This is a genomic window from Hylemonella gracilis ATCC 19624 (assembly GCF_000211835.1).
Classification (GTDB): domain Bacteria; phylum Pseudomonadota; class Gammaproteobacteria; order Burkholderiales; family Burkholderiaceae_C; genus Hylemonella; species Hylemonella gracilis.
The window spans coordinates 34,644-47,554 of record NZ_AEGR01000032.1; the positions used below are offsets into that span (position 1 = coordinate 34,644).

The window sequence follows — 12,911 nt, forward strand, 5'->3', positions numbered from 1 at the left end:
TGATAATTCAGGGACCATGCCCACTCCCAACGATCCCTTGTTCAATCAATCATTGGAAAAAGGGCTGGCCGTGCTGCGTGCTTTCAATGCAGCGCACCGCACGCTGACATTGGGCGAGTTGGCGGAACTGACCGGCATGAGCAAGGGTTCAGCCCAACGCACCGTGCACACCTTGCAGGCTTTGGGTTACGTGGGCAAGCACCCACAGACACGACGCTTCCAGTTGCTGCCCAAAGTGATCGACATCGGCTTCAACTATCTGGCCGCACACCCGCTCATTCGCGTGGCACACCCCTATTTGTCCCAACTGGCCCAGTCCAGCGGCGAAACGGCCAGCCTGACGGAGGCTGTCGAGACCGACATGGTCTACATCGCCCAATTCCTGACCACCCAGCACATCCCGGTGCTCACCCCCGTTGGCATGCGCATCCCGATGTACTGCACCAGCTCGGGCCGTGCCTGGCTCAGCACCTTGCCGGATGCACAGGCGCGCAGCTTGTTGGGCAGCGCACCTCGACCTGCACGCACGCCGAACACGCTGACCGGCGTGAACGCCATCCTGGACCAGATCGCGCAGTGCCGCAAAACCGGCTACGCCATCAACCATCAGGAGCTGTTCCTCGGTGACATGGGCATCGCCGCGCCCGTGGTCAACAGCTCGGGACGCGCCATCGCGGCCGTCCACCTCTCTCCTCCCACGAGCCGTTGGACGCTGGAGGAAGCGCAGAACCGGTTGGCCCCGATGGTGATCGAGTGCGCCCGCGCGATCTCGCAGTCGATCGCTGATTGAGCCCCGCGCTCTTTCGCACTTTCGCACGCACGCGCGGCGACACGCACACCGCGTGGCGCGATGGCCTGGGCGTGGGCGTGGGCGTGGGCTATGCATGCGCCCAGTTCGCCCTCGGGGGTGCGCGGCTCAGCTGGCGTGCGCCAGCATGGCCCGCAAAAGCACATCGGCACCGGCGGCCAGGTGCTCGGGCTGAGCATCCTCGATTTCGTTGTGACTGATGCCATCCTTGCAGGGCACGAAAATCATGCCCGAAGGCGCCACCGCGTTCAGATAGACTGCGTCGTGTCCAGCGCCACTGACGACGTCCATGTGCGGCAGGTTCAAGGCACGCGCCGCATCCCGCACGCTGTCCACGCAGTCGGGGTGGAACGCACAGGGTTTGAATTTGGTGACCTGCGCGATGTCGACCTCGCATTGGCACTGGGCGGCGGCCATTGCGAACGCTTCACGCATGCTGGCATCCATGCGGTCCAAGCCAGCCTGCGTCAAGTTGCGGAAATCCACCGAGAACCGGACACGACCCGGAATCACATTGCGTGAATTCGGTTCGGCCTGGATGAAACCCACGGTGCCGCGCCCATGCGGCGCTTCCGCGAGCGCGATGCGGTTGACCGCGTCGATCATGCGGGCGGCGGCCAGCATTGCGTCGCGCCGCAGCGCCATCGGCGTGGGGCCCGCATGAGCATCCTGTCCGGTCACCACGACGTCGTACCACTGCTGGCCCAAGGCGCCCGTCACGATGCCGATGGGAAGATCCGCGTCTTCGAGCACGGGACCTTGCTCGATGTGCGCCTCGAAATAGGCGGCGTACATGCCGCCGCCAGGAACTTGTCCGCAGGGCTGCGGTCCCCGGTAGCCAATGCGCGTCAGCTCATTCCCCACCGTCTTGCCCTCGATGTCTGCCCGCTCGCGGATGAACTCCGGGGTGAACAGTCCCGCGAAGGCGCCCGAACCCATCATGACGGGTGTGAAACGCGAGCCCTCCTCGTTCGTCCAGAACACGACTTCCAGCGGGGCACGGGTGCGGAGCCCGTGATCGTTCAGTGTGCGCACGACTTCCAGTCCCGCCAGCACCCCGTAATTGCCGTCGAATTTGCCGCCCGAGGGCTGAGTGTCGATGTGACTACCGGTCGCGACCGCGGGCGCACTGGGATCCACCCCGGCGCGGCGGCCAAACACATTGCCGACCTCGTCAACTCGGACCTCCAAGCCAGCTTCACGGAACCAACGCACGACTTGGTCACGCCCCTGACGGTCTTCGTCCGTCAAAGCCAATCGGCGCACACCCCCACGGGGCGTGGCGCCGATGCGCGCCAGGTCCATCAGGGACGACCAAAGGCGATCTGGATTGATGCGAGGGAGTGTGACAGCGGTGACGGAATTCATGGTGGTAACAAGGGCGTGCAGTGCACGAGAACCGACGGAATTGTTTTCAGATGGCCGCATGCGAATAGCGTGCCAACTATCGATAAATTGACCATTGGTATCGATAATCGATTTTCATGGACCGGTTTTGGCATGCGCTTTGCATCCGGTGTCAGCACCCCTCAACCCGCTGACTTCTGGAGGTCGCATGAGTCTTATCCCTTCCGCCGCGCGCCTGGCCTCGCTGGGCCTGGTCATGAGCGCAGCTCTGTCTTTGCTGCACAGCCCAGCCCAGGCTCAGGAGAAAGTGTTGCGCATAGCGATGACGGCCGCGGATATCCCGCGCACGCTTGGGCAACCTGACCAGGGTTTCGAGGGCAATCGTTTCACCGGCATCCCGATCTATGACGCGCTGACGCAATGGGATCTGTCCAAGTCCGACGCACCGAGCGTGCTGCTGCCCGGCTTGGCGACCTCCTGGGCGGTCGACCAGAAAGACAAGACCAAGTGGACGTTCAACCTGCGCGGCGGCGTCAAGTTCCACGATGGCTCGCCGTTCAACGCCGATGCCGTGGTCTGGAACGTGCAGAAGGTGCTCGACAAGGAAGCCGTTCATTTCGACGCCAGCCAAGTCGGCGTGACGGCCTCGCGCATGCCCACGCTGCGCAGCGCGCGCAAGGTCAATGACCTGACCGTGGAGCTGACCACCAGCGAACCGGACGCTTTCCTGCCGCTGAACCTGACCAATCTGTTCATGGCCTCGCCCGCCCACTGGCAAAAGAAATTCGATGCCGCCCAGGGAGCGACGCCGGCCGACAAGTCCAAGGCTGCCTGGACCGCCTTTGCCGCCGACCCGGCAGGTTCGGGTCCCTTCAAGGTCACGCGCTTCGTCGCGAGAGAGCGCCTGGAACTGGCGGCGAACAAGGGCTACTGGGATCCCAAGCGCACCCCCAAGATCGACAAGGTCGTGCTGATGCCCATGCCCGAGGCCAACGCGCGCACGGCGGCGCTGCTGGGCGGTCAAGTGGATTGGATCGAGGCCCCCGCACCGGACGCCATGGCCCAAATCACCCAGCGTGGCTTCAAGATCTACAGCAACGCCCAGCCCCATGTCTGGCCCTGGCAGCTCTCCTTCGCCGAAGGTTCGCCCTGGCTGGACAAGCGTGTGCGCCAGGCCGCCAATCTGTGCGTGGACCGCGCCGGCCTCAAGCAACTGCTGGGCGGCATGATGGCTGAACCCAAGGGCGTGGTGCCTCCTGGACACCCGTGGTGGGGCAACCCGAAGTTCGACATCAAGTACGACGTCAAGGGTGCCCAGGCCCTCATGACCCAGGCCGGTCACAGCGCGGCGAAGCCGCTCAAGGTCAAGGTGCAAATCTCCGCCTCCGGCTCAGGCCAGATGCAACCGCTGCCCATGAACGAGTTCGTGCAGCAATCCCTCAAGCAGTGCTATTTCGACGTGGAATTCGACGTCATCGAATGGAACACCTTGTTCACCAATTGGCGCAAGGGTGCGAAGGACCCCTCGGCCAACGGCGCCAACGCCGTGAACATCAGCTTCGCCGCGATGGACCCCTTCTTCGCGATGGTGCGCTTCGTCTCGACCAAGGCGTTCCCGCCCGTCTCCAACAACTGGGGCTACTACGGCAGCCCCGAGGTGGACAAGCTGGTGGCGGATGCCCGCAACAGCTTCGACGACAAGGCGCGTGACGCGGCCTTGGCCAAGCTGCACGCCCACATGGTCGAAGACCCGCCCTTCATCTACATCGCCCACGACGTCGGTCCACGCGCCATGTCGGCCAAGGTGAAGAACGTGGTGCAGCCGCGCAGCTGGTTCATCGACATCGCCACGATGACCATCGACTGATCGCGCGGCGCCTTTCATGCTGGCCTACCTGCTCAAGCGCGTTCTCTACACCCTGCCCATCATGCTGGGCGTGGCGCTGGTCTGCTTCACCCTGGTGCATCTGGCGCCTGGCGACCCCTTGGTCTCCATCCTGCCGCCCGATGCATCGGCGGAGTTGCAGGCGCAATTGCGCGAGTTGTACGGATTCAACCGCTCCCTACCGGAGCAGTTCGGACTCTGGATCTGGCGCGCGCTGCATGGCGATCTGGGCACCTCCATCGCCAGCAGCCGTCCGGTGATCGATGAGGTGTTGCGCGCGGTGACCAACACGCTGCGGCTGGCCATGGTGGCCACGCTGATCGGTTTCCTGCTGGGTGGCCTGTTCGGTTTCGTCGCCGGGTATTTCCGCAACTCCCTGCTGGACCGCGCCGCTTCGCTGCTGTCGGTGCTGGGCGTGAGCGTGCCCCATTACTGGCTGGGCATGGTGATGGTGATCGTGTTCTCCAGCCTGCTGATGTGGCTGCCAGCCACGGGCGCCGGCACCAGCGGTTCGGACCAATGGGCCTGGGACTGGGAGCACATCCAGTTCATGCTGCTGCCGGCGTTGACCATGTCGGTCATCCCCATGGGCATCATCGCGCGCACGGTGCGCGCGCTGGTGGCCGAACTGTTGGAGCAGGAGTTCATCGTCGGCCTGCGCGCCAAGGGCTTGACCCAGTTCGGCATCTTCCGCCACGTCGTCAAGAACGCCGCCCCCACCGCGCTGGCGGTGATGGGCCTGCAACTGGGCTATCTGCTGGGCGGCTCCATCCTGATCGAGACCGTCTTTTCCTGGCCAGGCACGGGCTTCTTGCTCAACTCGGCCATCTTCCAGCGCGACCTGCCCCTGCTGCAAGGCACCATCCTCGTGCTGGCCCTGTTCTTTGTCATCCTCAACCTGCTGGTGGACATGCTGCAAACGCTGCTGGATCCCCGCATCGCACGCTGATGAACGCACAGAGCCCCACCTTGGCGTCTCCCGGCACGGGGTCCTTACCCGCCAGCCGCTCACCTGGCTACTGGACCTCGGTCGCGCGGCGTTTCCGGCGCGACCCGGTCGCCGTCGGCGCGGCCATCGTGGTGCTGCTGCTGGTCTTGATCGCCCTCTTCGGCCCCTGGATTGCGCCAGCCGACCCTTACGCCGCCTCGATGCTCAAGCGCCTGCGCCCCGTCGGGACCGAAGGCTTTCCGCTGGGCAGTGACGAACTGGGGCGTGACCTGTTGTCGCGCCTGATCGTGGGCACCCGGCTGTCGCTGTTCATGGGCATCACCCCGGTGATCTGCGCTTTCCTGATCGGCGCCACCCTGGGCATCGTCGCGGGTTACGCGGGCGGTTTCGCCAACACCGCCATCATGCGCACGGTGGACGTTTTCTACGCGTTCCCGTCGGTGTTGCTGGCCATCGCGCTGTCGGGCACCCTGGGAGCGGGCATCCTGAACTCCCTGATTTCCCTGACCATCGTCTTCATCCCGCAGATCGCGCGGGTGGCCGAGGCAGTGACCACCCAGGTGCGGGGGCGCGACTACGTGGAGGCCGCCCGAGCCTCGGGTGCGAACGCCTTCACCATCGTGCGCGTGCATGTGCTGGGCAATGTGCTGGGCCCCATCTTCGTTTACGCCACCAGCCTGGTCGCGGTCTCGATGATCCTGGCCTCGGGTCTGTCCTTCCTCGGCCTGGGCGTCAAGCCGCCCGAACCCGAATGGGGCCTCATGCTCAACACCTTGCGCACGGCCATCTACACCCAACCGCTGGTGGCCGCCTTGCCGGGCGTGATGATCTTCATCACCTCGATCTCCTTCAACCTGCTGTCCGACGGCCTGCGCGCGGCCATGGACAACAAGGGGTGACACCGTGACCGAGTTGCTGACTCCCCTGGCCGACGTGGGCGGTCCCGCGCAACCGCTGCTCACCATCCGCGGCCTGCAGAAACACTTTCCGCTCAAGAAGGGCCCCCTCGGCGGTGGTGGTGGCCTGGTGCGTGCCGTCGATGGCATCGACTTCGAGGTCCTCAAGGGCGAGACCCTGGGCGTGGTCGGTGAATCGGGCTGCGGCAAGTCCACCACGGCACGGCTGATGATGCAACTGATCGCGCCCACCGCCGGCGAGGTCGTGTTCGATGGCCGCGTGGTTGGCACACGGGATCTGCCGCTGAAGGAGTTCCGCCGCCAGGTGCAGATGGTGTTCCAGGACAGCTACGCCTCGCTCAACCCGCGCCTGACCATCGAGGACTCGATCGCCTTCGGTCCCCAGGTGCATGGCCTGGACGCCCGGCAATCCGTGGCGCGCGCGCGCGACTTGCTGGCGCGGGTCGGCCTGGAGCCGAGCCGTTTCGCCGAACGTTACCCGCACGAACTCTCGGGGGGCCAGCGTCAGCGGGTCAACATCGCCCGCGCGCTGGCGCTGCAGCCGCGCATGGTCATCCTCGACGAGGCCGTATCGGCGCTGGACAAGTCGGTGGAAGCCCAGGTCATCAACCTGCTGCAGGACCTCAAGGCCGAGTTTGGCCTGACCTACCTTTTCATCAGCCATGACCTCCATGTGGTGCGCTACATCAGCGACCGCGTCATGGTGATGTACCTCGGCCAGGTGGCCGAGATCGGCGCGGCCGACCGGCTCTACGAGCAAGCGGCGCACCCCTACACCCGGGCGCTGCTTTCGTCCATGCCCGCCATGGACCCGGACCACCGCACCGAAACGGCGCCCCTGGCCGGCGACCCGCCCAACCCCATCAACCCGCCGAGCGGCTGCCGCTTTCATCCACGTTGCCCTCAGGCGGCGCCGGTATGCGCCGAGCGCGCGCCGCAGCTCAGACCCGTCTCGCCCCTGCAGCGCGTCAGTTGCCTGATCCACGAGACCGGCAGCGGCCATCCCCTCGCCTTGACGCAAGCCGCCTGAGCAACATGATCCACACCAACGCCACCGACGAGCCACTGGTCCGCCTGCGCGACCTGGGCGTGACCTTCACCGGCGGCCGCAAGCCTGTGCGCGCCGTCAGCGGCGTCAGCCTGGACCTGCGGCGCGGCGAAGTGCTGGCGCTGATCGGTGAATCCGGCTCGGGCAAGAGCGTGACCCTGCGCACCTTGCTGCGCCTGCACCCCGAGCGCCGCACCACCCTGGCCGGCGAAGTGCGCGTGGCTGGCCGTGACGTGCTGGCGATGTCGGGTCGCGCGCTGGCGGACTACCGGGGCAAAGTGGTCTCCATGATCTTCCAGGAACCGCTGCTGGCCCTGGACCCGGTGTACTCGGTGGGCGCCCAGATCGTCGAGTCGATCCGCCGACACGATGGGGTTGACGCCGCGACCGCCCGTCAGCGGGCGCTGGCGCTGTTCGAACGCGTGCGCATCCCCAGCCCGGAACGGCGTCTGGCGGCCTACCCGCATGAAATGTCCGGCGGCATGCGCCAGCGCGCCATGATCGCCCTGGCCCTGGCCTGCGAACCGCAACTGCTGCTGGCCGACGAGCCCACCACGGCCCTGGATGCCACGGTGCAGATCCAGATTCTGCTGCTGCTGCGCGAGCTGCAACGCGAGCTGGGCCTGTCCATCATCTTCGTCACGCACGACATCGGCGCTGCTGTCGAGGTGGCCGACCGCATCGCCGTGATGTACGCGGGGCGCATCGTCGAGGAAGGAACGGCGCGGGAGTTGATCCGCACGCCGCGCCACCCCTACACCCGCGCCCTGCTGCAGGGACGCGCGCATGGCGCGATGCAAAAGGGCGTGGCGTTGCAGACCATCCCCGGAGCCCCACCCGACCTGAGCGCGCCGCCGCCCGGTTGCGCCTTCGCCGAACGCTGCGCGCACGCCACCGAGACCTGCCGTTCCCAATTGCCGCCCGTCGAAGAGCCCAGCCCCGGCCACCGCGTGCGCTGCCTGCGCCTGCACGAGATTTCCTGACCGTTTTTTTCCGACAACCCCGGCCATGCCCCTGAACGACCCGTCTCACGCTTTTGTCCCCTACCCCGACGTTCCCGTCGCCCACGCATCCACTGGCCCGCTGGCCGGCCTGTCCTTCGGCGTCAAGGATTTGTTCGACGTGGCCGGGTATCCCACGGGCGGCGGCAACCCCATCGTGCTGGCCCTGTCGGGCCTCAAAACCCGGACTGCGCCCACGGTGCAGAAGTTGCTGGACGCGGGCGCGCGCTTCGCGGGCAAGACCGTCACCGACGAGCTCGCGTTCTCGATGAACGGCAACAACGCCCATTTCGGCGCGCCGATCAATGGCGCGGCACCGGATCGCATCACCGGAGGCTCCTCCTCGGGCTCGGCCTCGGCGGTCTCATCGCGGCTGTGCGACTTCGCGCTGGGCACCGACACCGGCGGCTCGGTGCGCGCACCGGCCAACCACTGTGGCCTGTACGGCATCCGCCCCACGCATGGCCGCGTCAGCCTGGAGGGCGCGCTGGACCTCGCGCCCAGCCAGGACACCTGCGGCTGGTTCGCGCGCGACGTGATGACCTTCGCACGCGTGGCCGACGTGCTGCTGGATACCGACCCGCAGCCGCTGCCGGCGCGTGTGCGCCTGCTCAGGCCCACCGATGTTTGGGCCTTGCTGGTACCGGAAGTCACCGCCGCGCTCAGCCCCGCCGTGCAGCGCGTGGAGACACTGCTCGGTACGTGCAGCCCTGTCCACGCCGTGCTGGACAGTTTTGACGCCATGTACTGGAGCTTTCGCCACATCCAGGGCCGTGAAGCCTGGACGACCGACGGCCCGCTGATCGAACGTTACGCACCGCCGCTGGGCCCGGGCGTGGCGGAACGTTTTGCCTGGGCGCGCGAAGTGACGGACGCGCAGGTGCAGGCCGCCACCACCTTCCGCACGCGTTTCCGCCAGCACCTGACGCAACTGCTGGGCAACGATGCCGTGCTGCTGATGCCCACCATGCCCGACATCGCGCCGCTGCGCAGCACCTCCGAATCGGCGCTGGAGGACTACCGCAACCGCGCCATCCAGATGCTGTGCATTGCCGGCCTCGCAGGCTTTCCCCAACTCTCGATGCCGCTGGCGCAACGCGAGGGGGCGCCGCTGGGCTTGTCGTTGTTGGGGCCTGCGGGCAGTGACCGTGCGCTCATCGCGCTGGCCGAACGCATCGCCAGCGGGGCGCGTTGAACCGACTCTAGCGGGACGGCAAGTCCAGGCTGAGCAGCACGGGCTGCGGCAAGGTGGACTCCTCGCAGTCCACAGCGTCGGCCGCGCGCTCGATGACCGCGAAATCACCAGCGTCCACCGCCAGCAGCGCGTGGTGCCAGACACCGGGCGCCAGCATGACACCCTGCATCCCATCCGTGACGAAGGCACGCAGGTCTTGCGCGCGAGGGAACGCGCCCGCGGTGGCGACGACGATCACGAAGCGTCGCACACCGAGCGGAATGAAACTCTGACTGCCCAAGGCGTGGCGTTCCAGCACCGTGAGCGTCTGCGGAAATGAACGGGCCTGGGCACGGAACAGGGACAGGGACGCCCGACCGTCCAGCGCGTGCAGTTGCAGGTCAGGCGCGAGCTCGAAGCGTCGCGCGCTGCCGGCATTGATGACCCGGCCCGGTCCGCCCGGTGGCTGGATCACAACACCAAAGGGCTCGAAGGCCGGCGCCGTCAGAGGCAAGGGGCTCAGCGGAACCGGTTTCAAGCGTCAGTGCACCCAGAACTCAGTGCGCCAGGATCTTGTTGAGGAAGTCCTTGGTGCGCGGCTGACGCGCCTCAAGGTTGCCGAAGAAGTCGTCCTTGGAACAATCTTCCAGGATGCGGCCGCCAACGTCGATGAAGATCACACGGCTGGCGACCTTGCGGGCGAAGCCCATTTCATGCGTGACCACCATCATGGTCATGCCTTCCTTGGCGAGATTGACCATCACGTCCAGCACCTCGCCCACCATCTCGGGGTCCAGCGCCGAGGTCGGCTCGTCGAACAGCATGACGATCGGGTCCATGGACAGCGCACGCGCGATCGCAACGCGCTGTTGCTGGCCGCCGGAGAGCTGGCCCGGGAACTTGTCCTTGTGCGCCATCAGGCCCACGCGGTCCAGCATCTTCAGGCCGCGGGCCTTGGCTTCGTCCAAGCTGCGGCCCAGCACCTTCACCTGCGCGATGGTCAGGTTTTCCGTCACCGACAAATGCGGGAACAGCTCAAAGTGCTGGAACACCATGCCGACACGGCTGCGCAGCTTCGGCAGGTTGGTCTTGGGGTCGTGCAGCGGCACGCCGTCCACGAAGATTTCGCCCTGCTGGAAGGGCTCGAGCGCGTTCACGGTCTTGATCAGCGTGGACTTGCCGGAGCCCGAGGGACCGCACACCACGACCACGTCACCCTTGTTGATGCTGACCGAGCAATGGTTGAGCACCTGCACCGGGCCGTACCACTTGGACACTTCCTTGATTTCGATCATGGGCTGGGACATGGATGAAAAACTCCGACGAAACTGTGTTTAGCGAATGATGGCGATCTTCTGCTGCAGACGCTTGACCGCATTGGACAGGCTGTAGCAGATCACGAAATAAAGCAGCGCGGCCAGGATGTAGGCCTCGCGCGGGTGGCTCAAGTTGTTGCCCGCCACGGTGAAGCCGTGCAGCAGGTCATGCGCGGTGATGATGTAGACCAGGGAGGTGTCCTGAAACAGGATGATGGTCTGCGTCATCAGCACCGGCAGCATGTTGCGGAAGGCCTGGGGCAGGATCACGAACTTCATGTTCTGCGCGTAGCTCATCCCCATGGCGTAGCCGGCGAAGACCTGGCCACGCGGAATGGACTGGATGCCCGCGCGCATGATTTCGCTGAAGTAGGCGGCCTCGAAGGCGATGAAGGTGATGACCGCAGAGCCCTCGGCACCGATAGGGTGCCCAGTGACCAGGGGCACCAGCAGGAAGAACCACAGCAGCACCATCAGCAGCGGAATGGACCGCATGCCGTTGACGTAGACGGCGGCGACCATTTCCAGCGATTTGATGCCGGACAAGCGCATCAGCGCCAGCAGCGTGCCAAAGAAGATGCCGCCCAGCGTGGCAATCACGGTCAGGGCCAGGCTGAACCAGAGGCCACCCAGGACATAGGAACGGAAGACGTCCCAAGTGAAGAAGGAAAAATCCAGAACCATCATGTCAGTGTCCTCCGCCGGTGGAGGCGACAAAACCGGGCACGCGCACGCGCTTCTCGATCGCAGCCATGATGCGGTTGATGGCGAAGGCGGAGATCACGTACAGCAAGGTGACAGCCAAGTACACCTCGATGCCGCGTGAGGTCTCCTCGCCCGCCTGCTGGGCGAAGAAAGTCAGCTCGGTGATGGAAACGGCGAACGCCACGGAAGAATTCTTGAAGATGTTCATGCTCTCGCTGGTCAGCGGGGGCACGATGATGCGAAACGCCATGGGCAGCAGGACGTAGCGGTAGGTCTGCCAGGTCGAAAAACCCAAGGCCATGCCCGCGTATCGCTGGCCACGCGGCAGGGCCTGTATGCCCGTGCGCACCTGCTCGGCGATGCGCGAGGAAGTGAAGAATCCCAGGCCCATGACCACCAGCAGCAGCTTGGGCGTGTCGGCGAACACTGGGAACACCACGGGCACCACGTGGTACCAGAGGATGACCTGCACCAACAGCGGGATGTTGCGGAAGAACTCCACCCAAACGTTCGCCAATCGGGCCAAGCGGGACGGATGGCCATGCACGTTATTGGGCAAGGTGCGCAGCACGCCAATCACGGTCCCGATGACCAAGGCGACGCACAGCGAGAGCACGGCGACTAGCACGGTCTGCCCCCAAGCCTCGATCAGCCAGCCCAGGTAGGTCTGGTCGCGGCCAAAGCCCAGGCAGTTGGCCTGCACCTGCCGCTCGATGGTGTCAGCACAGAAGATCGACCAGTCCAGTGCCATGTAATTACTCTCGCTAGGGTTTCAATCGGCTCTTGTGAAAACGCCCGCCGGGCGAATCGCCGGGACTCGCATCTCGGCCATTCCTGCGGCGGGCGTTCAGAGGTGCTGCTTACTTGTTGAATTCCTCGGCCGGAGCGTCGGACGGGTTCTTCATCAGACCTGCGAGCACCGAGCCCATGGCCAGGTTCACGCTGGTGTTCTTCGGCGGAATCGGGCTCAGGAACCACTTGGTGTAGAGCTTGTTCAACTCACCCGACTTGATCGCGGCGCGGATGTAGTCGTCCACGGCCTTCTTGAAGGCCGGGTCATCCTTGCGCACCATGATGGCGATGGGCTCGACATTCAGCGTTTCGCCAACGATGACGAAGTCCTTCGGGTTCTTGGAGCCGGCGATCAGGCCCGCCAGGAGGTTGTCGTCCATCACGAAAGCGTCGGCGCGGCCCGACTCGAGCAGCAGGAAGCTGTCGGCGTGGTCCTTGCCGTAGACCTCGGTGAACTTGATGTCGGCGCCGCGCTTGTGCTTGCGCAGCAGGGCCACGGAGGTGGTGCCCGTGGTGGTGGCGACGGTCTTGCCTTCCAGGTCAGCGATGGACTTGATCTTGGAGGTGGACTTGACGGCGGTGCGCACTTCCGTCACGTAGGTCGTCAGCGCGAAGCTCACGTCCTTCTGGCGGGTGGCGTTGTTGGTGGTGGAGCCGCATTCGATGTCCACGGTGCCGTTTTGCACCAGCGGGATACGGTTGGCGGAGGTCACGGGCGTGTATTCGACGGCCGCACCGGGGGCGATGGACTTCAGGATGTTCTGGCACAGCTCGACGTGGTAGCCGGTGTACTTGCCATCACCCAGGGTATAGGACAGGGGCGGGGACGATTCACGCACGCCCATCACGACCTTGCCGGAGGACTTGATCTTGGCCAGGGTGTCGTTGGCCTGGGCTTGCACGCCTGCCGCCAGGGTCGCCAGCGCCACGGCAAAGGCGGAAACCAGCAAATGCTTCTTCATGTGTAGA

At 65.3% G+C, this 12,911-nt stretch carries 13 protein-coding genes; 7 read left to right on the forward strand and 6 right to left on the reverse strand.

Features of this window, described 5'->3' with window-relative positions:
- Positions 1–16 precede the first annotated feature (16 nt).
- Entirely contained in the window at positions 17–790 is a 774-nt protein-coding gene (locus tag HGR_RS02930; RefSeq protein WP_006296584.1) for an IclR family transcriptional regulator, read from the forward strand.
- Positions 791–916: 126 nt separating this feature from the next.
- Here the strand turns inward: HGR_RS02930 and HGR_RS02935 are convergent, their stop codons facing one another.
- Positions 917–2,176 carry a Zn-dependent hydrolase gene (locus HGR_RS02935; protein ID WP_039852162.1) on the reverse strand — a complete coding sequence of 420 codons (1,260 nt, stop codon included), beginning with the start codon at positions 2,174–2,176 and terminating at the stop codon, positions 917–919.
- A 235-nt stretch (positions 2,177–2,411) separates the two neighbouring features.
- Between HGR_RS02935 and HGR_RS02940 the strand changes: the two genes are divergently transcribed.
- Genes HGR_RS02940 through HGR_RS02965 form a run of 6 tightly spaced genes read left to right on the forward strand, consistent with a single transcriptional unit; the run spans position 2,412 to position 9,150 of the window.
- On the forward strand, positions 2,412–4,022 hold the full coding sequence (locus HGR_RS02940) for an ABC transporter substrate-binding protein (RefSeq protein WP_050797372.1): 1,611 nt from the start codon (positions 2,412–2,414) through the stop codon (positions 4,020–4,022).
- Positions 4,023–4,038: 16 nt separating this feature from the next.
- A complete protein-coding gene (locus tag HGR_RS02945; RefSeq protein WP_006296587.1) occupies positions 4,039–4,989 on the forward strand; it encodes an ABC transporter permease in 951 nt (316 codons plus the stop codon).
- On the forward strand, positions 4,989–5,888 hold the full coding sequence (locus HGR_RS02950) for an ABC transporter permease (protein WP_006296588.1): 900 nt from the start codon (positions 4,989–4,991) through the stop codon (positions 5,886–5,888). The genes HGR_RS02945 and HGR_RS02950 overlap by 1 nt, the downstream gene beginning before the upstream one ends.
- Positions 5,889–5,892: 4 nt before the next feature.
- Positions 5,893–6,936, forward strand: coding sequence for an ABC transporter ATP-binding protein (locus HGR_RS02955; protein ID WP_006296589.1), 1,044 nt, complete (start codon positions 5,893–5,895; stop codon positions 6,934–6,936).
- Between the two features lie 5 nt (positions 6,937–6,941).
- On the forward strand, positions 6,942–7,937 hold the full coding sequence (locus HGR_RS02960; protein ID WP_006296590.1) for an ABC transporter ATP-binding protein: 996 nt from the start codon (positions 6,942–6,944) through the stop codon (positions 7,935–7,937).
- A gap of 25 nt (positions 7,938–7,962) precedes the next feature.
- A complete protein-coding gene (locus tag HGR_RS02965; RefSeq protein ID WP_006296592.1) occupies positions 7,963–9,150 on the forward strand; it encodes an amidase in 1,188 nt (395 codons plus the stop codon).
- A 7-nt stretch (positions 9,151–9,157) separates the two neighbouring features.
- On the opposite strand, the gene HGR_RS02970 is transcribed toward HGR_RS02965, so the two are convergent.
- The 5 genes from HGR_RS02970 to HGR_RS02990 form a co-directional block, all read right to left on the reverse strand.
- Positions 9,158–9,667 carry an ureidoglycolate lyase gene (locus HGR_RS02970; protein ID WP_039852167.1) on the reverse strand — a complete coding sequence of 170 codons (510 nt, stop codon included), beginning with the start codon at positions 9,665–9,667 and terminating at the stop codon, positions 9,158–9,160.
- Between the two features lie 19 nt (positions 9,668–9,686).
- Entirely contained in the window at positions 9,687–10,424 is a 738-nt protein-coding gene (locus HGR_RS02975; RefSeq protein WP_006296595.1) for an amino acid ABC transporter ATP-binding protein, read from the reverse strand.
- Between the two features lie 39 nt (positions 10,425–10,463).
- On the reverse strand, positions 10,464–11,129 hold the full coding sequence (locus HGR_RS02980; RefSeq protein WP_039852182.1) for an amino acid ABC transporter permease: 666 nt from the start codon (positions 11,127–11,129) through the stop codon (positions 10,464–10,466).
- A 4-nt stretch (positions 11,130–11,133) separates the two neighbouring features.
- Complete coding sequence (locus tag HGR_RS02985) at positions 11,134–11,901, reverse strand: amino acid ABC transporter permease (protein ID WP_006296597.1); 768 nt, start codon at positions 11,899–11,901, stop codon at positions 11,134–11,136.
- Between the two features lie 109 nt (positions 11,902–12,010).
- Positions 12,011–12,904: an amino acid ABC transporter substrate-binding protein gene (locus HGR_RS02990; protein ID WP_006296598.1), complete on the reverse strand. Its 894-nt coding sequence runs from the start codon at positions 12,902–12,904 to the stop codon at positions 12,011–12,013.
- Positions 12,905–12,911: the final 7 nt, after the last annotated feature.

Coding starts and splice junctions, on each gene's coding strand:
- HGR_RS02930 (WP_006296584.1), top strand. CDS start 17: ATGCCCACTCCCAACGATCCCTTGTTCAATCAATCATTGGAAAAAGGG.
- HGR_RS02935 (WP_039852162.1), bottom strand. CDS start 2,176: ATGAATTCCGTCACCGCTGTCACACTCCCTCGCATCAATCCAGATCGC.
- HGR_RS02940 (WP_050797372.1), top strand. CDS start 2,412: ATGAGCGCAGCTCTGTCTTTGCTGCACAGCCCAGCCCAGGCTCAGGAG.
- HGR_RS02945 (WP_006296587.1), top strand. CDS start 4,039: ATGCTGGCCTACCTGCTCAAGCGCGTTCTCTACACCCTGCCCATCATG.
- HGR_RS02950 (WP_006296588.1), top strand. CDS start 4,989: ATGAACGCACAGAGCCCCACCTTGGCGTCTCCCGGCACGGGGTCCTTA.
- HGR_RS02960 (WP_006296590.1), top strand. CDS start 6,942: ATGATCCACACCAACGCCACCGACGAGCCACTGGTCCGCCTGCGCGAC.
- HGR_RS02965 (WP_006296592.1), top strand. CDS start 7,963: ATGCCCCTGAACGACCCGTCTCACGCTTTTGTCCCCTACCCCGACGTT.
- HGR_RS02975 (WP_006296595.1), bottom strand. CDS start 10,424: ATGATCGAAATCAAGGAAGTGTCCAAGTGGTACGGCCCGGTGCAGGTG.
- HGR_RS02980 (WP_039852182.1), bottom strand. CDS start 11,129: ATGGTTCTGGATTTTTCCTTCTTCACTTGGGACGTCTTCCGTTCCTAT.
- HGR_RS02985 (WP_006296597.1), bottom strand. CDS start 11,901: ATGGCACTGGACTGGTCGATCTTCTGTGCTGACACCATCGAGCGGCAG.
- HGR_RS02990 (WP_006296598.1), bottom strand. CDS start 12,904: ATGAAGAAGCATTTGCTGGTTTCCGCCTTTGCCGTGGCGCTGGCGACC.